Here is a 16,714-nt window from a genome sequence, read left to right as displayed (position 1 = left end):
TTGGCTAGGTGCCGTGCCGGAACGTCAATTTTTCAGGAATGCGTTTTGGCGTACGTCTTATGCCGCTTCGGCATGCTCGACAAGCAGTTGCACCCGGGTGACGCCGTTGTACTCGTTGGCATCCAACCGGTAGGCGACGTTCGCCCGCGCGGGCAACTCGTCAATGTGTCCGAACCAGATCGCATCGTAGCGGCGCCCGTCCTTTTCAAGCGTCAGCTTCAGGTGCTTTTCCTTGAGGATGCGCTGGTTGACGACACGGAACTCGTCGCAGAATACCGGCGGCGGAAAACCTTGCCCCCAGACTTGATCGTCGATGAGTTCGATGAATTGCGCAGTGAAGTAAGCCTCTTCCAGCGGACCATCCGTTTCGATGACGCGCTCAAGTTGATTCTGGGTAAGCCAGTTTCGCCCGACCGCCTCGAAAGCATCAGAGAAAGCATCGAGCGCCTCTGCCCTGATCGTCAAGCCGGCAGCCATAGCGTGTCCGCCGAATTTCGTAATGACCGAAGGGGCGTGCTTCGATACCAGGTCGAGCGCATCGCGCAAATGAAAACCCGGTATCGAACGTCCCGATCCCTTGATCAGCCCTTCGCCACCGGGGGCAAACGTAATCGTCGGGCGATAGAACTTGTCCTTCAGGCGGGATGCGACGATGCCGATCACGCCTTGATGCCACGAGTCATCAAAGACGCTGATCGTTGTCCGGTTTTTCGGATCGAAGCTGTCCAACAGCATGAGAGCGGTGTCCTGCATGTCAGCCTCGATGTCGCGCCGCTCGCGGTTGATCGCGTCAAGCTGCTGAGCAATCGCCCAGGCACGACCTTCGTCGTCGGTGGTCAGGCATTCGATGCCGAGCGACATGTCGGCCAAGCGGCCGGCAGCATTCAGGCGCGGCCCGAGTGCAAAGCCGAGGTCGAACGGGGTGGCGCGCCTTGCTTCACGGCCGGCGGCGCGGAACAGGGCCGCAATGCCGGGTTGCATGCGGCCGGCGCGCATTCGCTTCAGTCCCTGCGCCACAAGGATACGGTTGTTGGCGTCGAGTTTTACCACGTCCGCGACGGTGCCGAGCGCGACAAGGTCGAGCAGGGTGTCGAGCTTGGGCTGGGTTTGTGCGTCGAAAACACCTCGTTTGCGGAACTCGGCGCGCAGTGCAAGCAGCACATAAAACATGACGCCGACGCCTGCCAGGTTTTTGCTCGGAAAGCCGCATTCCGACTGATTCGGATTGACGATCACGCGTGCGTTCGGAAGCGAATCGCCTGGGAGATGATGATCCGTGACGACGACATCGATGCCGCGCCGGTTCGCTTCCGCCACGCCATCGATACTGGCGATACCGTTGTCGACGGTGACGATAATATCGGGCGACTTCTCCCGGATAGTCAGTTCGACGATCTCCGGCGTCAGGCCGTAGCCGTATTCGAAGCGGTTGGGGACGATGAAATCGACCTGAGCCCCAAGCATGCGCAACCCGCGCAAGGCCACGGCGCAGGCAGTCGCCCCGTCGCAATCGTAGTCGGCGACGATAACCAGTCTTTTCCCAGAGGTGATTGCATCGGCAAGGAATTCCGCAGCTGCGTTGATATGCCGCAGTCCGCTCGGCGCAATCAGAGCCGCCAGCTCACTGGACAGCTCTTTTGTATCGGCCAGTCCGCGTGCGGCGTAAAGGCGAGCAAGCACGGGATGGAGACCTTGCTGGCGCAACATCTCTGCAGTGCGGAAGGAGTAGGGGCGGGCAGCGATGCGTGTCATGGATGTAAGCCTGCAAGGGTTGGTTTGATCCAGAACTTGCGCAGTGACGATTTCGTCGTTGTGAAACGCACAATGCGTGCGTCGCTGGTAAGGATCATTGTTATCCCGTCGATTGCTCGCGATCTCAGCGCATCCAGCAATGGTGCAAACCATGTCGCTTCGAATGCGCGCATCTGCTCCAGCCAGCGCCCCCAGTCATTCGACAGCGCCGGTTCCAGCAGCCCGTCAAATACGAGAAGGCCTTGCTTGGGTTGCGATGCGATGGCTTCACTCGCCTTTTCCGTAGTCATGCGATGTGGCACAAATTCTTCGAATGCCGTCATCCAGCCTGACAGGTTGAACGTATGGCTGTACACATCCGAAACCGTCGGCTCGACTTCGGAGCCGCCCCATAACCAAAGCGAGTTAACCGGCTTCAGCCTGCGTACTTCCCGCTCTTCGTTCAGCGGATGGTTGTGCCAATGCATCTGCACTTCATTCTGAATTCTGCGCCAGTCGCGTTCCCCGGCACCTTTCGGCATCCAGATATCGATATTGTGTCCTGCGGCAGCATCCGGCGAGGAAGTCTGCAGGCCGCTCCACCCGTCAGAGCAGACGAACCAGGTAGTCGCGTTTCCGAAAAGAAGCTGTTTTCCACTTTCCTCAAACAGCGGCCTGGCGATATCAAAAAACTTGCGGGATTCCGCTTCCGAAAGGGCAAGTTGGCGTACATCGGTAAGCACGAGATGGTCGCGCGCAATGTGGATATGAACCGGCTGCAATACGAACCAATGACCCGGATGCGGGGGCAGGCCGAAGGATTGCATTAACGCTTTCGCCACTGGCGGACTGCCTGTTCCACTGACGGCGTCTTCCATGCCGAATTGCCGGGAGAGCCATTTCTCATGGGGCAGCGTGCGGGAAAAATCCCCGAAAACTTCCTTTCGTCGTGACGCCCCTGAAGCGCGGGAAGCCAGCGTGGCGAAGGCGGGGAGGTTCAGTTCCTTCAGCAGGTCGGCGGACATTTCCGCAGGGGGCAAGGCGAAGGGGATCAGGATATCAAGATGACTCATGGCGCGATTGTATGGCAAACTGCGGGCTGCATTCGATGTTGCCAATCAATCTATACGGTGCAGCAATGCCCTGTCCGTCCAGGCAACCTCCTTCAGGAGTTCTCTTTGAGCATCACAAAAAATCTTCCCTTTGAATGGCTGGTAGGGATGCGCTATACGCGTGCCGGTCGGCGCAGTGGACGCAACAGTTTCATTTCCTTTATTTCCCTGATCTCGATGGCCGGCATCGCGCTCGGCGTGGCTGCCTTGATCGTCGTGCTGTCGGTCATGAACGGTTTCCAGAAGGAAGTGCGCGACCGCATGCTTTCCGTACTTTCGCACATTGAAGTGTTCGACGCTTCGGGAAGTATGCCCGACTGGCAATCGACAGCAAAGGAATCGTTCCAGGTGCCGGAGGTGAAAGGCGCTGCCCCCTATGTGGCAGCGCAGGCCATGCTGACGCGAGACGATACGGTGCGCGGTGTCGTCATACGCGGTGTGCTGCCGGAAGAGGAACCCAAGGTATCCGACGTGGCCGGCCAGGTCTATGACGGCAGCTTCGGCAACCTGCAGCCGGGTCAGTTCAATATTATCCTCGGCAAGGAGCTTGCACGGGGGCTGCGGCTGGGCGTCGGGGACAAGGTCACGATGATCGCGCCGCAGGGGCAGGTAACGCCGGCCGGTGTATTGCCGCGCCTCAAGCAGTTTACCGTTGGGGGCATCTTCGAGGCCGGGCATCATGAATATGACTCCAGCCTTGCCTTCATCCACATCGACGATGCAATCAGGATGTTCAAGCTGGAAGCGCCGACCGGGCTGCGCCTGCGCGTGGAAGACATGCAGCGCGCACCGCAAGTGGCGGTCGACCTTTCCCGCATCCTGAGCGGCAACCTGCTGATTCTCGACTGGTCGAAGCAGAACCGGACCTGGTTTGCGGCAGTCCAGACCGAAAAGCGCATGATGTTCATCATCCTGACGTTGATTATCGCGGTGGCTGCATTCAACCTGGTGTCGACGCTGGTCATGACCGTCACCGACAAGCAGGCGGATATCGCCATCCTGCGCACGCTGGGTGCATCACCAGCATCGATCATGAAGATCTTCATCATCCAGGGGGCATTGGTGGGGTTGCTCGGCACCGCGATTGGCGTTGGACTCGGCGTTACGGTCGCACTGAATATCGACGTGATCGTACCGTTCATTGAGCGCATGCTGGGCGTGCAGTTCCTGTCGAAAGACATCTACCTGATCACCGAATTGCCGTCAGACTTGCGCTGGCCGGACGTCTGGACCATCGGTGGCGTTGCCGTGGTTTTGGCCTTTGTCGCCACCCTGTATCCAAGCTGGCGTGCCGCCAACGTGCGGCCGGCAGAAGCCCTCCGTTACGAATAAGAAGGAAAAACATGAAACTGATCGGCTTGTACGATTCTCCGTATGTGCGCCGCGTGGCAGTCACCATGCGCCTGTATGGGCTTGAGTTTGAGCATGTGGCGCTGTCGGTGTTTCGCCATCAGGAGGAGATGCGCAAGATCAATCCGCTTTTAAAAGTGCCGATGCTGGTACTGGACAGCGGAGAGATGCTGGTCGAGAGCAGCTTCATCCTGGATTATCTCGACGGCGAGGCGCCCGCGGAAAAGCGGTTGACGCCATTATCGGGCCCCGCGCGGCGGAAGGTGCAGCAGCAGTGTGCTACCGCACTGATGGCTGTAGAGAAGGCTGTTGCGATTTACTATGAAACGACGCTTCGGCCGAAAGAATTCGCGTACGGTCCATGGATCGCACGCTGCGCTGAACAGATGCATACGGCGTTCGGCATGATGGAAGCGCAGCCGCAGTCGGCTGCGTTGACGGGCGCTCCACTGACGCAGGCAGACGTCACGACAGCGATTGTGCTGCGCTTTGCACAATATGTGCTCCCATCCGAGTTTCCGGCGGGGCGCTATCCGCAACTGGAGAGGCTGTCGGTGTTCTGTGAAGCATTGCCAGCCTTCGTACAGACACCATTGGAATAATGATGAATCCAGTCGTATTGTCTTGCCGCGGACTGGCAAAAACCTTCACGCAAGGGAAGTATTCGGTTGATGTCCTCAAGGGTGTCGACTTCAGTGTCTCCAGGGGGGAGCGCGTCGCCATCGTCGGCGCTTCCGGATCCGGAAAGTCGACGCTCTTGCATCTTCTGGGCGGGCTCGACACACCATCAGCCGGAAGCGTCACGCTCCTGGGACAGGATTTCGCCGGCATGAGCGAGAAGGCCCGCGGCGATTTGCGCAACAACGCACTTGGCTTCGTCTATCAGTTCCATCATCTATTGCCCGAGTTTTCGGCGCTGGACAACGTCGGTATGCCGCTGATGATCCGTCGAATGAGCAGGGAAAAGGCGCACGAAGCAGCGCAACAGGTACTGGCGCGGGTGGGACTGGCAAACCGTGTCACCCACGTGCCGGGCGAACTGTCCGGTGGTGAGCGCCAGCGGGTTGCACTCGCCCGCGCATTGGTGACGCAGCCGGCCTGCGTTCTCGCGGATGAGCCAACCGGCAATCTCGATCGCGTGACAGCCCACAAGACATTCGATCTGATGCTGGAACTGTCGCGCACGCTGGGAACGTCGTTTGTCATCGTCACCCATGATATCGAGCTCGCCCGGCATTGCGACCGGGTTTTGCGGCTCTCCGAGGATGGCCTGCATCCCTATGTGGATTGACACGCACTGTCATCTCGACGCAAGCGAGTTCGCCGGTGAGTCAGACGCAATTGCAGAGCGTGCTGCTCGGCTGGGTGTGTCGTGTATCGTGATCCCGGCGGTGGAACGGGCAAACTTTTCTGCCGTCCAGTCCCTTGCAGCGCATCATCCGAACTGTGCCTACGCGCTGGGCATCCATCCCATCTACGTACCGCAGGCGGACGAAAGCGACCTGTCGACATTGCGCGCTGCGGTAGATGATGCAATGGAGGATGGGCGTTTCGTCGCGATCGGCGAGATCGGACTTGATTTCTTTCTCCCTGAGCTATCCGAAGCTCCACAGCGCGAGAAGCAGGAGCTCTTCTTCAGCGAGCAACTGAAGATCGCCCGGGACTATGGCTTGCCGGTGCTGCTGCATGTTCGCCGCGCCCAAGACACTATCCTGAAGCATTTGCGCCGCGCCGGCGTAACAGGCGGAATCGCCCATGCATTTAATGGCAGCTTCCAGCAGGCAAACGCGTTCATTCAATTGAACTTCAAGCTCGGGCTTGGTGGCGCCATGACATTTCCGCGCGCCTTGCAGATACGCCGACTTGCTGCAGAGCTTCCGCTTGATGCGCTGGTCCTGGAAACGGACGCGCCCGATATCGCTCCCGCTTGGTTGGATCGCGGGCGAAATACCCCTGAGGAATTGCCGCGAATCGGGCAGATGCTTGCAGACTTGCGCGGCCTGCCGGTTGAGATCCTGGCAGCCACAACTTCGCGCAACGCGCGTGCGGTATTGCCGCGTCTGCCGGCGCTGTCGTAATTCGATGCGCAGTACCATCCTGGGTTTCGTCCTTGGCGCCCTGCTGCTGCAGAACCAGGCAGCGTTGCCGGCTGCGAACATGCTGCTCCTCGTTCTCTTTGGTGCGATCGTCTGCTGCCTGCTGGCGCGAAAGCAACGGCGACCGGTCACTCGGATCCTTGCTTTGTCGGGTTGCGGCGCGGCGATCGGATTTTCCTGGGCAGGTTTGTTCGCCCAGCACTATCTTGCGCAAGAGCTTCCAAAAGAGTGGGAAGGACGGGACGTCACGGTGGTCGGTGTGATTGACAGTCTGCCCTATCATTTCGAGCGGGGGGTACGCTTCAACTTTGCCGTCGAACGCGTTATTGGCAGCAGCGAAAAAGTGCCTGCCGTGCCACGCCGGCTTGCCCTGTCATGGTATTCGGAATTCAACCCGGATGAATTGCAAGCCGTCGGAAAGGTGCAGCCAGGAGAGCGGTGGCAACTGATCGTGCGCTTGCGGCGCCCCCACGGCAATGCCAATCCTCACGGTTTTGATTATGAGGTGTGGTTGCTTGAGCAGGGCCTGCGCGCAACCGGATACGTTCGCCCGGACCAGCGTTCAAACATGAAGAATCGGCGGCTGGAAGATTTTGTCCCCGGATTCGGCAATGCCGTGCAGCGCGGTCGGGCCTTGCTGCGGGACCGCATCCATGAAGCGCTGCCGGACGGCGAATATGCAGGTGTCATCATTGCATTGGTCATTGGCGAACAGCGGGCGATCAGCCAGTCTGACTGGAAGGTATTTAACCGGACCGGCATCGGACATCTGGTCTCCATCTCCGGGCTGCATATCACGATGATTGCCGCGATGTTTTCCGGTCTGATATTCGCACTGTGGCGGCGTTCATTTTTTACTCAGGCGAACCTGCCGCTGATCCTCCCGGCGCAGAAGGCTGCCGCATTGGCCGGCGCTTTGGTCGCGCTTCTGTATGTAATGCTCGCAGGCTTCGGCGTTCCCGCGCAGCGCACGCTCTACATGTTGTCCGTGGTGGCAGCAGCTCTATGGTTGGGAAGGATGACCAGCGTGTCACACGTGCTTTGCAGTGCGTTGGGTGTTGTCGTTCTGCTTGACCCTTGGGCGGTACTCTGGCCGGGATTCTGGCTTTCATTTAGCGCGGTCGCGGTGATCCTTTATGCGACAGTGGGCAGAGCCCAATCGTATGCACCTGTCTCGGGGGGCGGTAGCGCAAGGTGGATGGCCGCGTTGCGGTCCGCAACGCACACACAGTATGTGGTAACGATTGGATTGGTGCCGCTGACGATGTTGTTGTTCGGGCAGATATCGCTGGTCAGTCCGATCGCAAATGCGGTGGCAATACCCCTGATCAGTTTTGCCGTCACGCCGCTATCTCTGATTGGCAGCGTGTTGCCATCGCCTCTGTCGGATAGTGTGCTGCAGTTTGCGCATTGGCAGATATCGCTGCTTGCAGACGGGCTTCGCTTGCTAAGTGACTATCCATCCGCTGTCTGGAGCGCTCCGGTCCCGTCATGGTGGATGTTCGCTGTAGCATTTGCCGGCATCCTTTGGCTGCTCTCGCCCCCTGGCTGGCCGGTTCGCTGGCTGGGCCTCGCCGGGCTCGTCCCCTTTGCACTCAATACGGCGAGCCATCCCGCCGATGGCGAGATGTGGGTCACAGCCTTCGATGTCGGGCAGGGGATGGCGCTGCTGATCGAAACACCACATCGGCGCTTGCTGTATGACACGGGGCCTGCGTATTCTGCCGAATCGGATGGCGGAAGCCGCGTGATCGTTCCTTACCTCAAAGCCCGTGGCATCACAACTCTCGACGCGGTCATCATTTCTCACAGCGACATCGATCACTCCGGTGGTGCACTCTCCATCTTCGAAGAAATCCGCGTCGGTTGGGTGTCGTCATCGCTTTCGGCTGGACATCCAATATCGGAGGAGGCGCCGAATCACCGGCGTTGCGAAGCGGGCCAGACCTGGACCTGGGACGGCATCCGATTCGAGATGTTGCATCCTGCACCGGTCAGCTACGACAGCAGCAAATGGAAGTCGAATGCGCGAAGCTGTACGCTCAAGATCACCGCCGGCGACCAATCCATTCTTCTTCCCGGCGATATCGAGGCGGTCCAGGAGACAGAACTGCTTGGAAGCGTAGCCGACGGGCTGCGCTCTCATGTCATTTTGGCGCCGCATCACGGTAGTGGCACCTCCTCGACACCCGATTTCCTCAACGCGGTCCAGCCCGAGATCGCGTTGTTCCAAGTAGGGTATCGGAATCGGTTCCGGCATCCAAAGGCCGAGGTGTTTGAACGCTACGGCAAGCTGGGCATCCGGCGGATTCGCAGTGACGAATCCGGGGCAGTGCAGTTGCGGTTTGGTGCAGTCGATGCGGAAAAACGGGATGCACAAGAGGCGGGTTCCGGCGCAGCGCGTTCAAACACGCCGATTCACGTCGCCGAATACCGTACGGACCATGCGCGTTACTGGTATGGCCGCTGATCGAGCCATGTTCGCACGCATCATGCCTCACGTCGGTTATAGCCGTCTGTTGTTATTGCGAAGCTTTTAGAGTGAGGCCTCAATCGTCTCACGCGATGCTGGGGGTATCCAATTACAATGCGAAACATTCTTGAGTACCCGTGGGACTGGAAAAGGTTCCGCGCATGTCTATGAGCCAGCCGATTCTTCATTTTGCGCACGCAAACAGCTTCCCCGCCGGGACCTATCGCGTTTTCTTCGATCATCTAAGGAAGCACTACGACGTGCGCGCACTGTCGATGCACGCTCACAATCCGAAATACCCAGTAACCAATGGATGGGCCGCGCTGGTTCGGGAGCTGATTGACGAGCTGGAGTCCTGCTACAGGGAGCCTGTCATTCTGGCCGGCCATTCGATGGGGGGCATGCTGAGCCTGATGGCAGCCAAGTCGAGGCCGGACCTTGTTCGCTGTGTGGTATTGCTGGATTCGCCGGTCGTCGCAGGATGGCGCGCCGTCGTGCTGCGTGCGGCCAAGCAGCTCGGGCTCGACAAAAAATTTTCGCCAGCCCAGTTTTCCGAGAAGCGCCGCAACTTGTGGCCGGACATTGAATCGGCTTACCAGCATTACGCCTCAAAACAGATGTTTGCCGTATGGCCGCCGGAAGTGTTACGTGATTATGTCGAGCATGGTCTTGCGCCTCACCCGCAGGGCGTCACGCTGCGTTTTACACGAGAGACTGAAACTGCTGTCTATCGCAGCCTGCCTCATCATGTCGGGTCCATGGCTCGGCGGCCGTTTCCTGTGCCGGTAGGCTTTGTCGGTGGCACGCAATCTGTGGAGTGCCGTCAAGCCGGAATGGCAGCGACGCGGCGTCTGGTGGGGCGCCATTTCATGCAAATTCCAGGCGGCCACCTCTTTCCGATGGAGTCGCCGGCCGCCGCAGCCAGTGCTGTTCATGGCATGGTTCAGTCACTGCTTCATTCCTGACCTTCTTATGCGCGCCATTTCCCCCAAACGGTTTGCCGCATCTCTGCTGATGATCTTCAGCAGTGCAGCGATTGCGGATGCGTCCAATTGTCCCTTCGCCGGTTATTCCGCCGTGCGGGATAACGGAAGGGTCTCGCATGTGCTGGACATCGATAACGACACCTTGCTTCTCAACCGTAATGACGGTTTTTACTCCAGCGGCATGCGATATACCCGCCGGTACGCATTGCGTGACGGTAATGCCTTGACGGTTTTCAGCTGGCGCATCGGACAGGAACTGTACACTGCCTCAGATATCAAGCTCCCCCCCGAACAGGTTGGTGCGCCGGATCATCCCTATGCAGGCTGGCTGTTTGGCGGCTTCTTCAAGGAAGAGCATCGTGCGAATGGCAGCCGGAAGAAGCTCGGGATCGATATCGGCTGCATCGGTCCCTGTGCCGGCGGCGAATGGACACAAACTCAGTTCCATCGCGTTATCAACCAGCCTTTGCCCCAGGCTTGGAGCCGGCAGGTGAAGAACGAATTCGGCGTCGTCCTCCACGCAGAGGCGGCACCGGTGAGATGGGCGCTCGGACCGTCGGCGGATCTGACACCCAACGTCACCGCGCGTTTCGGCAATGTCTTTACTGATGCCGGCGCCGGCTTTTTGCTGCGAGCGGGGCGGCTCAATGTGATGCCGGGCCAGCGTACGCTGCACGCGTTCCTGCGGGCAGATGCACGTGCTGTCGGATACAACGCGACACTGCAAGGCGGTTATTTTTCGAAGGGTAATCCACATACCGTGGATCCGAAACGGTTCGTGGGAGAGGCGGAAGTCGGTATGGTTTGGGCCGGAGAAACATTTGGTGCAAAGGTTTCTCTTGCTCGCAGAAGCAACGAGATCCGCGGCCTACCCAACTCCGTGGGCGCGCAGAGTTATCTTCAGTTGCAGTTTTCTTATACTCCTTGACCGGATGACGGGGGCGAGACTGGATGGGGGCGAAAGGCGCGAAACGGACTCGGTTTGGGGTATAATTTGAATTTCCCGCACGTGCCGTCCGGCACATCTCAGCAATGACCAAGTTTGTATTCGTCACTGGCGGCGTTGTTTCATCCCTCGGTAAAGGGATTGCAGCCGCTTCTCTCGCTGCGATCCTTGAATCGCGCGGCCTCAAAGTCACCCTCATCAAGCTCGATCCGTACATTAACGTCGATCCGGGAACGATGAGCCCGTTCCAGCACGGCGAAGTATTCGTCACCGACGACGGCGCCGAGACCGATCTGGATCTGGGGCATTACGAGCGCTTCATCACTGCCAAGATGAAGAAGCTTAACAATTTCACCACCGGCCAGATTTACGAGTCCGTGATCCGCAAGGAGCGCCGCGGCGAGTACCTCGGCAAGACCGTGCAGGTGATCCCGCATATCACGAATGAAATCCAGGATTACATCCACCGCGGCGCGGAAGGTTATGACGTCGCCCTGGTGGAAATCGGCGGCACGGTCGGCGATATCGAGTCGCTGCCGTTCCTGGAAGCGGCGCGCCAGTTGAGCCTGCGTGCCGGCCGCAATGAGACTGCGTTCGTACATTTGACCCTGGTGCCATATATCGCTTCCGCCGGCGAGTTGAAGACCAAGCCGACCCAGCACAGCGTGCAGAAGCTGCGCGAGATCGGTATCTCTCCCGACGCGCTGCTGTGCCGCGCCGACCGCCGTATTCCTGACGACGAGCGGGCGAAGATCTCGCTGTTCTCCAATGTGCCGGAAGACGCCGTCATTTCCGTCTGGGATGCCGATACCATCTACAAGATTCCACAGATGCTGCACGATCAGGGCCTGGACAAGATCATTTGCGACAAGCTCGGCCTGTCGCCCAAGCCGGCTGATCTATCAGTGTGGAACAAGCTGGTTTACGCGCTGGAGCATCCGAAGGCAGAAGTCACCATCGGCATGGTGGGCAAGTATGTTGATCTGACCGAATCGTACAAGTCGCTGACCGAAGCCTTGCGCCATGCAGGTATCCATACCGAGAGCCGGGTCAATATCGAATACATCGACTCGGAAGAAATCGAGGCCAAGGGCACTGCCAACCTTGCAAAATACGACGCCATCCTGGTGCCAGGCGGTTTCGGCAAGCGCGGCGTGGAAGGCAAGATTGCGGCTGCGCGGTATGCACGTGAGAACAAGATACCTTATCTCGGCATTTGCCTTGGCATGCAGGTTGCACTGATTGAATTCGCGCGCAACAAGGCTGGCTTGGCAAATGCGAACTCCACCGAGTTCGACACTGAAACCGAAAATCCGGTTGTCGCGCTGATTACCGAGTGGCAGAACCATGACGGCAAGGTCGAAAAGCGTGATGCCAATTCCGACCTCGGCGGCACCATGCGCCTCGGTGCACAAACGTGCGCGGTCAAACCGGGAACAATCGCAGCGGACATCTATGGCAGCGAAGTGACGGAACGTCACCGCCATCGTTACGAAGCAAACAACCATTACCTCGGTCGCGTGGAAGAGGCTGGCTTGGTGGTTTCGGCACGCACGCCGACGGAAGGCCTGTGCGAGATCATGGAAATGCCGCGTGCCGGCGAGAACGCTCACCCGTGGTATGTCGGCGTCCAGTACCATCCGGAGTTCAAGTCCACGCCGCGCGATGGACATCCGCTGTTTATCTCCTTCATTAAGGCTGCGCTTGCGCATAAGCAAGCTGCGGAGCAAAGGAAAGTTGCATGAAGCTTTGTGGTTTTGAGGCCGGACTCGACCGGCCGTTCTTCCTGATCGCTGGTCCTTGCGTGATCGAGTCGCAGCAGATGGCATTCGATACCGCGGGTCAGCTCAAGGAAATCACTTCCCAACTGGGTATTCCGTTCATCTACAAGTCGTCGTTTGACAAGGCCAATCGATCTTCCGGCACGTCGTTCCGTGGCTTGGGAATGGAGAAGGGACTGGAAATTCTTGCGGAAGTGAAGAAACAGATCGGCGTGCCGGTTCTTACCGATATTCACGAAATCGACGAGATCAAGCCGGTTGCTGCTGTCGTCGACGTGCTGCAAACACCTGCATTCCTTTGCCGCCAGACGGATTTCATCCGTGCATGCGCGCAGTCCGGCAAGCCGGTGAATATCAAGAAGGGGCAGTTCCTCGCGCCGCATGACATGAAGAATGTCATCGACAAGGCACGCGCAGCCGCCAAAGAAGCCGGCCTCGACCAGGACAATTTCATGGCCTGCGAACGGGGCGTCTCTTTCGGTTACAACAACCTCGTCTCCGACATGCGCTCCCTGGCGATCATGCGCGAGACTGGCTGCCCGGTCGTATTCGATGCCACTCACTCGGTGCAATTGCCGGGCGGGCAGGGCACATCATCCGGTGGTCAGCGCGAGTTCGTCCCGGTATTGGCACGTGCCGCCGTTGCAGTCGGCATCGCCGGCCTGTTCATGGAAACCCACCCGAACCCGGCGGAAGCCATGTCCGACGGACCCAATGCGGTCCCGCTCGGCCGCATGAAGGAACTGCTGTCAACGCTGATCGAGCTTGATCGTGTCGTGAAGAAAGCGGGCTTCCTCGAAAACGGTTTTTCGTAACCGATTTTGCGATTTGTTGGTGCATCCGGCGCCGGATCCGTCAATCATGCGGATTTGGCGCGTAGCGCATACATGCCGCGCACGTACTGAATTTTTCTTTAATTTGGGAGAAGTGAATGAGTGCCATCGTAGATATCATTGGCCGTGAAGTGATCGATTCGCGCGGCAATCCGACCGTCGAGTGTGACGTACTGCTGGAATCGGGCGTGATGGGTCGCGCAGCAGTACCGTCCGGCGCGTCCACCGGTTCGCGCGAAGCGATCGAGCTGCGTGACGGCGACAAGAGCCGTTACCTCGGCAAAGGCGTGCTGAAGGCCTGCGAAAACATCAATACCGAGATCTCCGAAGCGATCATGGGTCTCGATGCGAACGAACAGGCATTCCTTGACCGCACCCTGATCGACCTCGATGGCACCGAAAACAAGAGCCGTCTCGGCGCCAACGCAACCCTGGCTGTGTCGATGGCCGTCGCCAAGGCCGCCGCCGAAGAGTCCGGCCTGCCGCTATATCGTTATTTCGGTGGCTCCGGCGCGATGCAGATGCCGGTCCCGATGATGAACGTGATCAACGGCGGTGCGCATGCCGACAACAATCTCGATCTGCAAGAATTCATGATCATCCCGGTCGGCGCACCGAGCTTCCGCGAAGCGATCCGCTACGGCGCCGAAGTGTTCCACACGCTGAAGAAGATCTTGCACGACAAGAAGCTGACCACTGCAGTGGGCGACGAAGGCGGCTTTGCTCCGTCCGTCGACAACCATGAAGCAGCGATCAAGCTGATCCTGCAGGCGATCGAACAGGCGGGCTACGAGCCGGGTACGCAAATCGCACTCGGCCTAGACTGCGCCGCGTCCGAGTTCTACAAGGATGGCAAGTACCAGCTCGAAGGCGAAGGCCTGGCGCTGTCGTCGTCCGATTTCACCAACCTGCTTGCAACCTGGTGCGACAAGTACCCGATCATCTCGATCGAAGACGGCATGGCCGAAAACGACTGGGAAGGCTGGGCAACGCTGACCAATGCGCTCGGCAAGAAGGTGCAATTGGTGGGCGACGACCTGTTCGTCACCAACACCAAGATCCTGCGCGAAGGCATCCAGAAGAACATCGCCAACTCGATCCTCATCAAGATCAACCAGATCGGTACGCTGACCGAAACCTTCGCAGCGATCGAAATGGCGAAGCGCGCCGGTTATACCGCCGTGATCTCGCATCGCTCCGGTGAGACCGAAGACTCGACCATTGCAGACATCGCGGTTGGCACCAACGCGCTGCAGATCAAGACCGGGTCAATGTCCCGCTCCGACCGCATGGCCAAGTACAACCAACTGCTGCGCATCGAGGAAGACCTCGGCGATATCGCCAGCTATCCGGGCCGTAGTGCGTTTTACAACCTGCGGTAAGCAAAACGCAAGTACGTAAGGTGAACGAAAAATTGGGGGCGCAAGCCCCCAATTTTGTAATTAGAATGTCCGCATGCGTTTGATTACTCTGAGTCTTGCAGTCCTGTTGTTGTTGATCCAGTATCCCTTATGGCTGGGCAAAGGCGGCTGGCTGCGCGTCTGGGACCTTGATAATCAGGTTGCCGCAGCACAGAAGAAGAATGACGAGCTGCGAGCGCGCAATGCGATGCTGAATTCGGAAGTCCATGATCTGCGCGAGGGCACGGATGCAGTGGAGGAGCGTGCGCGATATGAGTTGGGAATGATCAAGGACGGCGAAATCTTCGTTCAGGTCCTTGAGTCCAACGGCCAGCCGGCAACGAAGCCGAACCAGCCGCAGCTCAAGACAAATTAGGGCGACTGCGTCACAAGCCAGCCCTTTCCCCCTTGCAGGGGCGCCCGGCGTAGGGGCGCCCGGCAGCCATCAAACAGATTTTTGCAGCAGTAGAGGTAGAGCCGGCAAGGCCTACCGGCAATCCGCCGCCAGTCAATGCTTGATCTGGCTCGCCTGCTGAATTGCATCCGAAGGATTGTCGGCGGCGAACAGCTGAGCACAATCCACTTTATCGAATTCGTAATGCTGGCCGCAGAAGTCGCAATTGATGGCAAGCTTTCCGAGCTCGTCCAATGCAGAATCCACTTCGGCTTTACCCAGCATCAGCAGCATGTTGCCCACCTTCTCGCGCGTGCAGCTGCACTGGAACGTTGGATGACGCGGCTCGAATATGCGGATAGTCTCTTCCCAGAACAGCCGCCGCAAAAGCGTGTTGATGTCGGTCGACAGCATTTCCTCGTTGCGCAGCGTGGAAGCCAGCGTGACGACATGGTTCCAGCTTTCGGCATCATCCGCGACCGGCGCACCGATGCCGCCTTCTTTCGGCAGCTTCTGCAGCAACAGTCCTCGGGATACGTTCTGGTCGGCGGCGATCCACAGCTTGGTGTCCAGTTGCTCCGAACGCAACATGTAATTCTCAATGACGACGGCTACCGAATCTCCGTCGAGTGGCACGATTCCCTGATAGGGTTGTTGCCCGGGGAATTTTTCCTTTGGATCGAGCGTAATCACGAAGCGCCCGTTGCCATGGGCGTTGACCAGCTGCTTTAGCGTTGCATTGTCAGGAATCGCGGCATCCGGTGCAATTTTCGCCGTTGCCCGCAGATGAAGTTCTGAATCGCATTCAACGACCAGCAGGCGAATCGGACCATCGCCATGCACTTGCATGACCAGCATGCCGTTGAATTTCAGGTTTGCCGAGAGCAGTGCGGCGGCGGCAAGCATTTCTCCGAGCAAGGTTCGAACGGCCGGCGGATAGTCTTTTCGTGCCTGGATCTGCTTCCAGGTATCCGAGATTTCGACCAGCTCGCCACGCACGGCGGCATTCTCAAAAATAAATCGTTGTAGCGTATCCATCATTACCCAATTCGTTTCAGCTCGCGTTTGAACAGCTGGCCGCGCTTGACATAGTTGGCCGTGTTGCCCTGGATGCGAGCAATGTCTTCGTCACTCAGTGTGCGGACGGCCTTTGCGGGAGAGCCGATAATCAGCGAGTTGTCCGGGAATTCCTTGCCTTCCGTGACCAGCGCGCCGGCACCCACCAGACAATTCTTGCCGATCTTTGCGCCATTCAGGATGACGGCCTGAATGCCAACAAGTGAGCCATCGCCGATGGTGCAACCATGCAGCATCGCCTGATGGCCGACGGTCACGTTCTTGCCGATGGTGAGTGGATAGCCCGGATCCGTATGCATTACGCAGCCTTCCTGGACGTTGCTGTTTTCACCGACGGTGATCAGTTCGTTGTCACCGCGGATGGTCACGTCGAACCAGATGCTCGCATTGGCTTCGACCCGCACTTTGCCGATGACGTTCGCGGTATCGGTGATGTAGGCGGAAGGATCGATGTCGGGAGCGTGCTCGCCCAATTGGTAGATGGCCATGGATTTTCGTAGAATCGAACGTTCAAATTGAAACCGCCATTTTACCG

The 16,714-nt window shown here is 58.5% G+C and carries 15 protein-coding genes; 11 read left to right on the top strand and 4 right to left on the bottom strand.

Annotated elements, in window-relative coordinates; genetic code table 11:
- Window positions 1-57 precede the first annotated feature (57 nt).
- Window positions 58-1,752 (bottom strand): single-stranded-DNA-specific exonuclease RecJ, encoded by a 1,695-nt coding sequence (recJ, locus tag ACYVIA_RS20425; RefSeq protein ID WP_460844018.1) that lies wholly within the window; start codon window positions 1,750-1,752, stop codon window positions 58-60.
- Complete coding sequence (locus ACYVIA_RS20420) at window positions 1,749-2,804, bottom strand: hypothetical protein (RefSeq protein WP_460844017.1); 1,056 nt, start codon at window positions 2,802-2,804, stop codon at window positions 1,749-1,751. Before ACYVIA_RS20420 ends, recJ begins: the two co-directional genes overlap by 4 nt.
- A gap of 105 nt (window positions 2,805-2,909) precedes the next feature.
- On the opposite strand from ACYVIA_RS20420, the gene ACYVIA_RS20415 reads away from it, so the two are divergent.
- The 11 genes from ACYVIA_RS20415 to ftsB all read left to right on the top strand — a co-directional run bounded on the left by ACYVIA_RS20415 (window position 2,910) and on the right by ftsB (window position 15,084).
- Complete coding sequence (locus ACYVIA_RS20415; RefSeq protein ID WP_460844016.1) at window positions 2,910-4,175, top strand: lipoprotein-releasing ABC transporter permease subunit; 1,266 nt, start codon at window positions 2,910-2,912, stop codon at window positions 4,173-4,175.
- A gap of 11 nt (window positions 4,176-4,186) precedes the next feature.
- Window positions 4,187-4,795: a glutathione S-transferase family protein gene (locus tag ACYVIA_RS20410; protein WP_460844015.1), complete on the top strand. Its 609-nt coding sequence runs from the start codon at window positions 4,187-4,189 to the stop codon at window positions 4,793-4,795.
- 2 nt (window positions 4,796-4,797) lie between these two features.
- Window positions 4,798-5,484 carry a lipoprotein-releasing ABC transporter ATP-binding protein LolD gene (gene lolD, locus ACYVIA_RS20405; RefSeq protein ID WP_460844044.1) on the top strand — a complete coding sequence of 229 codons (687 nt, stop codon included), beginning with the start codon at window positions 4,798-4,800 and terminating at the stop codon, window positions 5,482-5,484.
- Complete coding sequence (locus ACYVIA_RS20400) at window positions 5,474-6,271, top strand: TatD family hydrolase (protein ID WP_460844014.1); 798 nt, start codon at window positions 5,474-5,476, stop codon at window positions 6,269-6,271. Before lolD ends, ACYVIA_RS20400 begins: the two co-directional genes overlap by 11 nt.
- A gap of 4 nt (window positions 6,272-6,275) precedes the next feature.
- Window positions 6,276-8,759: a DNA internalization-related competence protein ComEC/Rec2 gene (locus ACYVIA_RS20395; RefSeq protein ID WP_460844013.1), complete on the top strand. Its 2,484-nt coding sequence runs from the start codon at window positions 6,276-6,278 to the stop codon at window positions 8,757-8,759.
- A 170-nt stretch (window positions 8,760-8,929) separates the two neighbouring features.
- Window positions 8,930-9,727, top strand: a complete 798-nt coding sequence (locus ACYVIA_RS20390) for an alpha/beta fold hydrolase (RefSeq protein WP_460844043.1) — start codon at window positions 8,930-8,932, stop codon at window positions 9,725-9,727.
- Complete coding sequence (locus ACYVIA_RS20385) at window positions 9,696-10,676, top strand: lipid A deacylase LpxR family protein (RefSeq protein WP_460844042.1); 981 nt, start codon at window positions 9,696-9,698, stop codon at window positions 10,674-10,676. The genes ACYVIA_RS20390 and ACYVIA_RS20385 overlap by 32 nt, the downstream gene beginning before the upstream one ends.
- Window positions 10,677-10,780: 104 nt before the next feature.
- The gene (locus ACYVIA_RS20380) at window positions 10,781-12,439 is read left to right on the top strand and encodes a CTP synthase (RefSeq protein ID WP_460844012.1); all 1,659 of its coding nucleotides are present in this window, start codon (window positions 10,781-10,783) and stop codon (window positions 12,437-12,439) included.
- The gene (gene kdsA, locus ACYVIA_RS20375) at window positions 12,436-13,290 is read left to right on the top strand and encodes a 3-deoxy-8-phosphooctulonate synthase (RefSeq protein ID WP_460844011.1); all 855 of its coding nucleotides are present in this window, start codon (window positions 12,436-12,438) and stop codon (window positions 13,288-13,290) included. The genes ACYVIA_RS20380 and kdsA overlap by 4 nt, the downstream gene beginning before the upstream one ends.
- A gap of 116 nt (window positions 13,291-13,406) precedes the next feature.
- Window positions 13,407-14,690, top strand: a complete 1,284-nt coding sequence (eno, locus tag ACYVIA_RS20370; RefSeq protein WP_460844010.1) for a phosphopyruvate hydratase — start codon at window positions 13,407-13,409, stop codon at window positions 14,688-14,690.
- 73 nt (window positions 14,691-14,763) lie between these two features.
- A complete protein-coding gene (ftsB, locus tag ACYVIA_RS20365) occupies window positions 14,764-15,084 on the top strand; it encodes a cell division protein FtsB (RefSeq protein WP_460844009.1) in 321 nt (106 codons plus the stop codon).
- Window positions 15,085-15,216: 132 nt separating this feature from the next.
- Here the strand turns inward: ftsB and hslO are convergent, their stop codons facing one another.
- Together hslO and ACYVIA_RS20355 are read right to left on the bottom strand one after the other, a co-directional pair.
- Entirely contained in the window at window positions 15,217-16,143 is a 927-nt protein-coding gene (gene hslO, locus ACYVIA_RS20360) for an Hsp33 family molecular chaperone HslO (RefSeq protein ID WP_460844008.1), read from the bottom strand.
- A complete protein-coding gene (locus ACYVIA_RS20355) occupies window positions 16,143-16,667 on the bottom strand; it encodes a gamma carbonic anhydrase family protein (protein WP_460844007.1) in 525 nt (174 codons plus the stop codon). The genes hslO and ACYVIA_RS20355 overlap by 1 nt, the downstream gene beginning before the upstream one ends.
- Between the last annotated feature and the right edge of the window lie 47 nt (window positions 16,668-16,714).

This window comes from Noviherbaspirillum agri, assembly GCF_054780595.1.
The sequence above is the reverse complement of the archived record's forward strand: the minus strand, read 5'-3'. Positions and strand labels throughout refer to the sequence as shown.

Coding starts and splice junctions, on each gene's coding strand:
- ftsB (WP_460844009.1), top strand. CDS start 14,764: ATGCGTTTGATTACTCTGAGTCTTGCAGTCCTGTTGTTGTTGATCCAG.
- hslO (WP_460844008.1), bottom strand. CDS start 16,143: ATGATGGATACGCTACAACGATTTATTTTTGAGAATGCCGCCGTGCGT.
- ACYVIA_RS20380 (WP_460844012.1), top strand. CDS start 10,781: ATGACCAAGTTTGTATTCGTCACTGGCGGCGTTGTTTCATCCCTCGGT.
- ACYVIA_RS20355 (WP_460844007.1), bottom strand. CDS start 16,667: ATGGCCATCTACCAATTGGGCGAGCACGCTCCCGACATCGATCCTTCC.
- eno (WP_460844010.1), top strand. CDS start 13,407: ATGAGTGCCATCGTAGATATCATTGGCCGTGAAGTGATCGATTCGCGC.
- lolD (WP_460844044.1), top strand. CDS start 4,798: ATGAATCCAGTCGTATTGTCTTGCCGCGGACTGGCAAAAACCTTCACG.
- ACYVIA_RS20395 (WP_460844013.1), top strand. CDS start 6,276: ATGCGCAGTACCATCCTGGGTTTCGTCCTTGGCGCCCTGCTGCTGCAG.
- ACYVIA_RS20410 (WP_460844015.1), top strand. CDS start 4,187: ATGAAACTGATCGGCTTGTACGATTCTCCGTATGTGCGCCGCGTGGCA.
- ACYVIA_RS20385 (WP_460844042.1), top strand. CDS start 9,696: ATGGCATGGTTCAGTCACTGCTTCATTCCTGACCTTCTTATGCGCGCC.
- recJ (WP_460844018.1), bottom strand. CDS start 1,752: ATGACACGCATCGCTGCCCGCCCCTACTCCTTCCGCACTGCAGAGATG.
- kdsA (WP_460844011.1), top strand. CDS start 12,436: ATGAAGCTTTGTGGTTTTGAGGCCGGACTCGACCGGCCGTTCTTCCTG.
- ACYVIA_RS20390 (WP_460844043.1), top strand. CDS start 8,930: ATGAGCCAGCCGATTCTTCATTTTGCGCACGCAAACAGCTTCCCCGCC.
- ACYVIA_RS20420 (WP_460844017.1), bottom strand. CDS start 2,804: ATGAGTCATCTTGATATCCTGATCCCCTTCGCCTTGCCCCCTGCGGAA.
- ACYVIA_RS20400 (WP_460844014.1), top strand. CDS start 5,474: ATGTGGATTGACACGCACTGTCATCTCGACGCAAGCGAGTTCGCCGGT.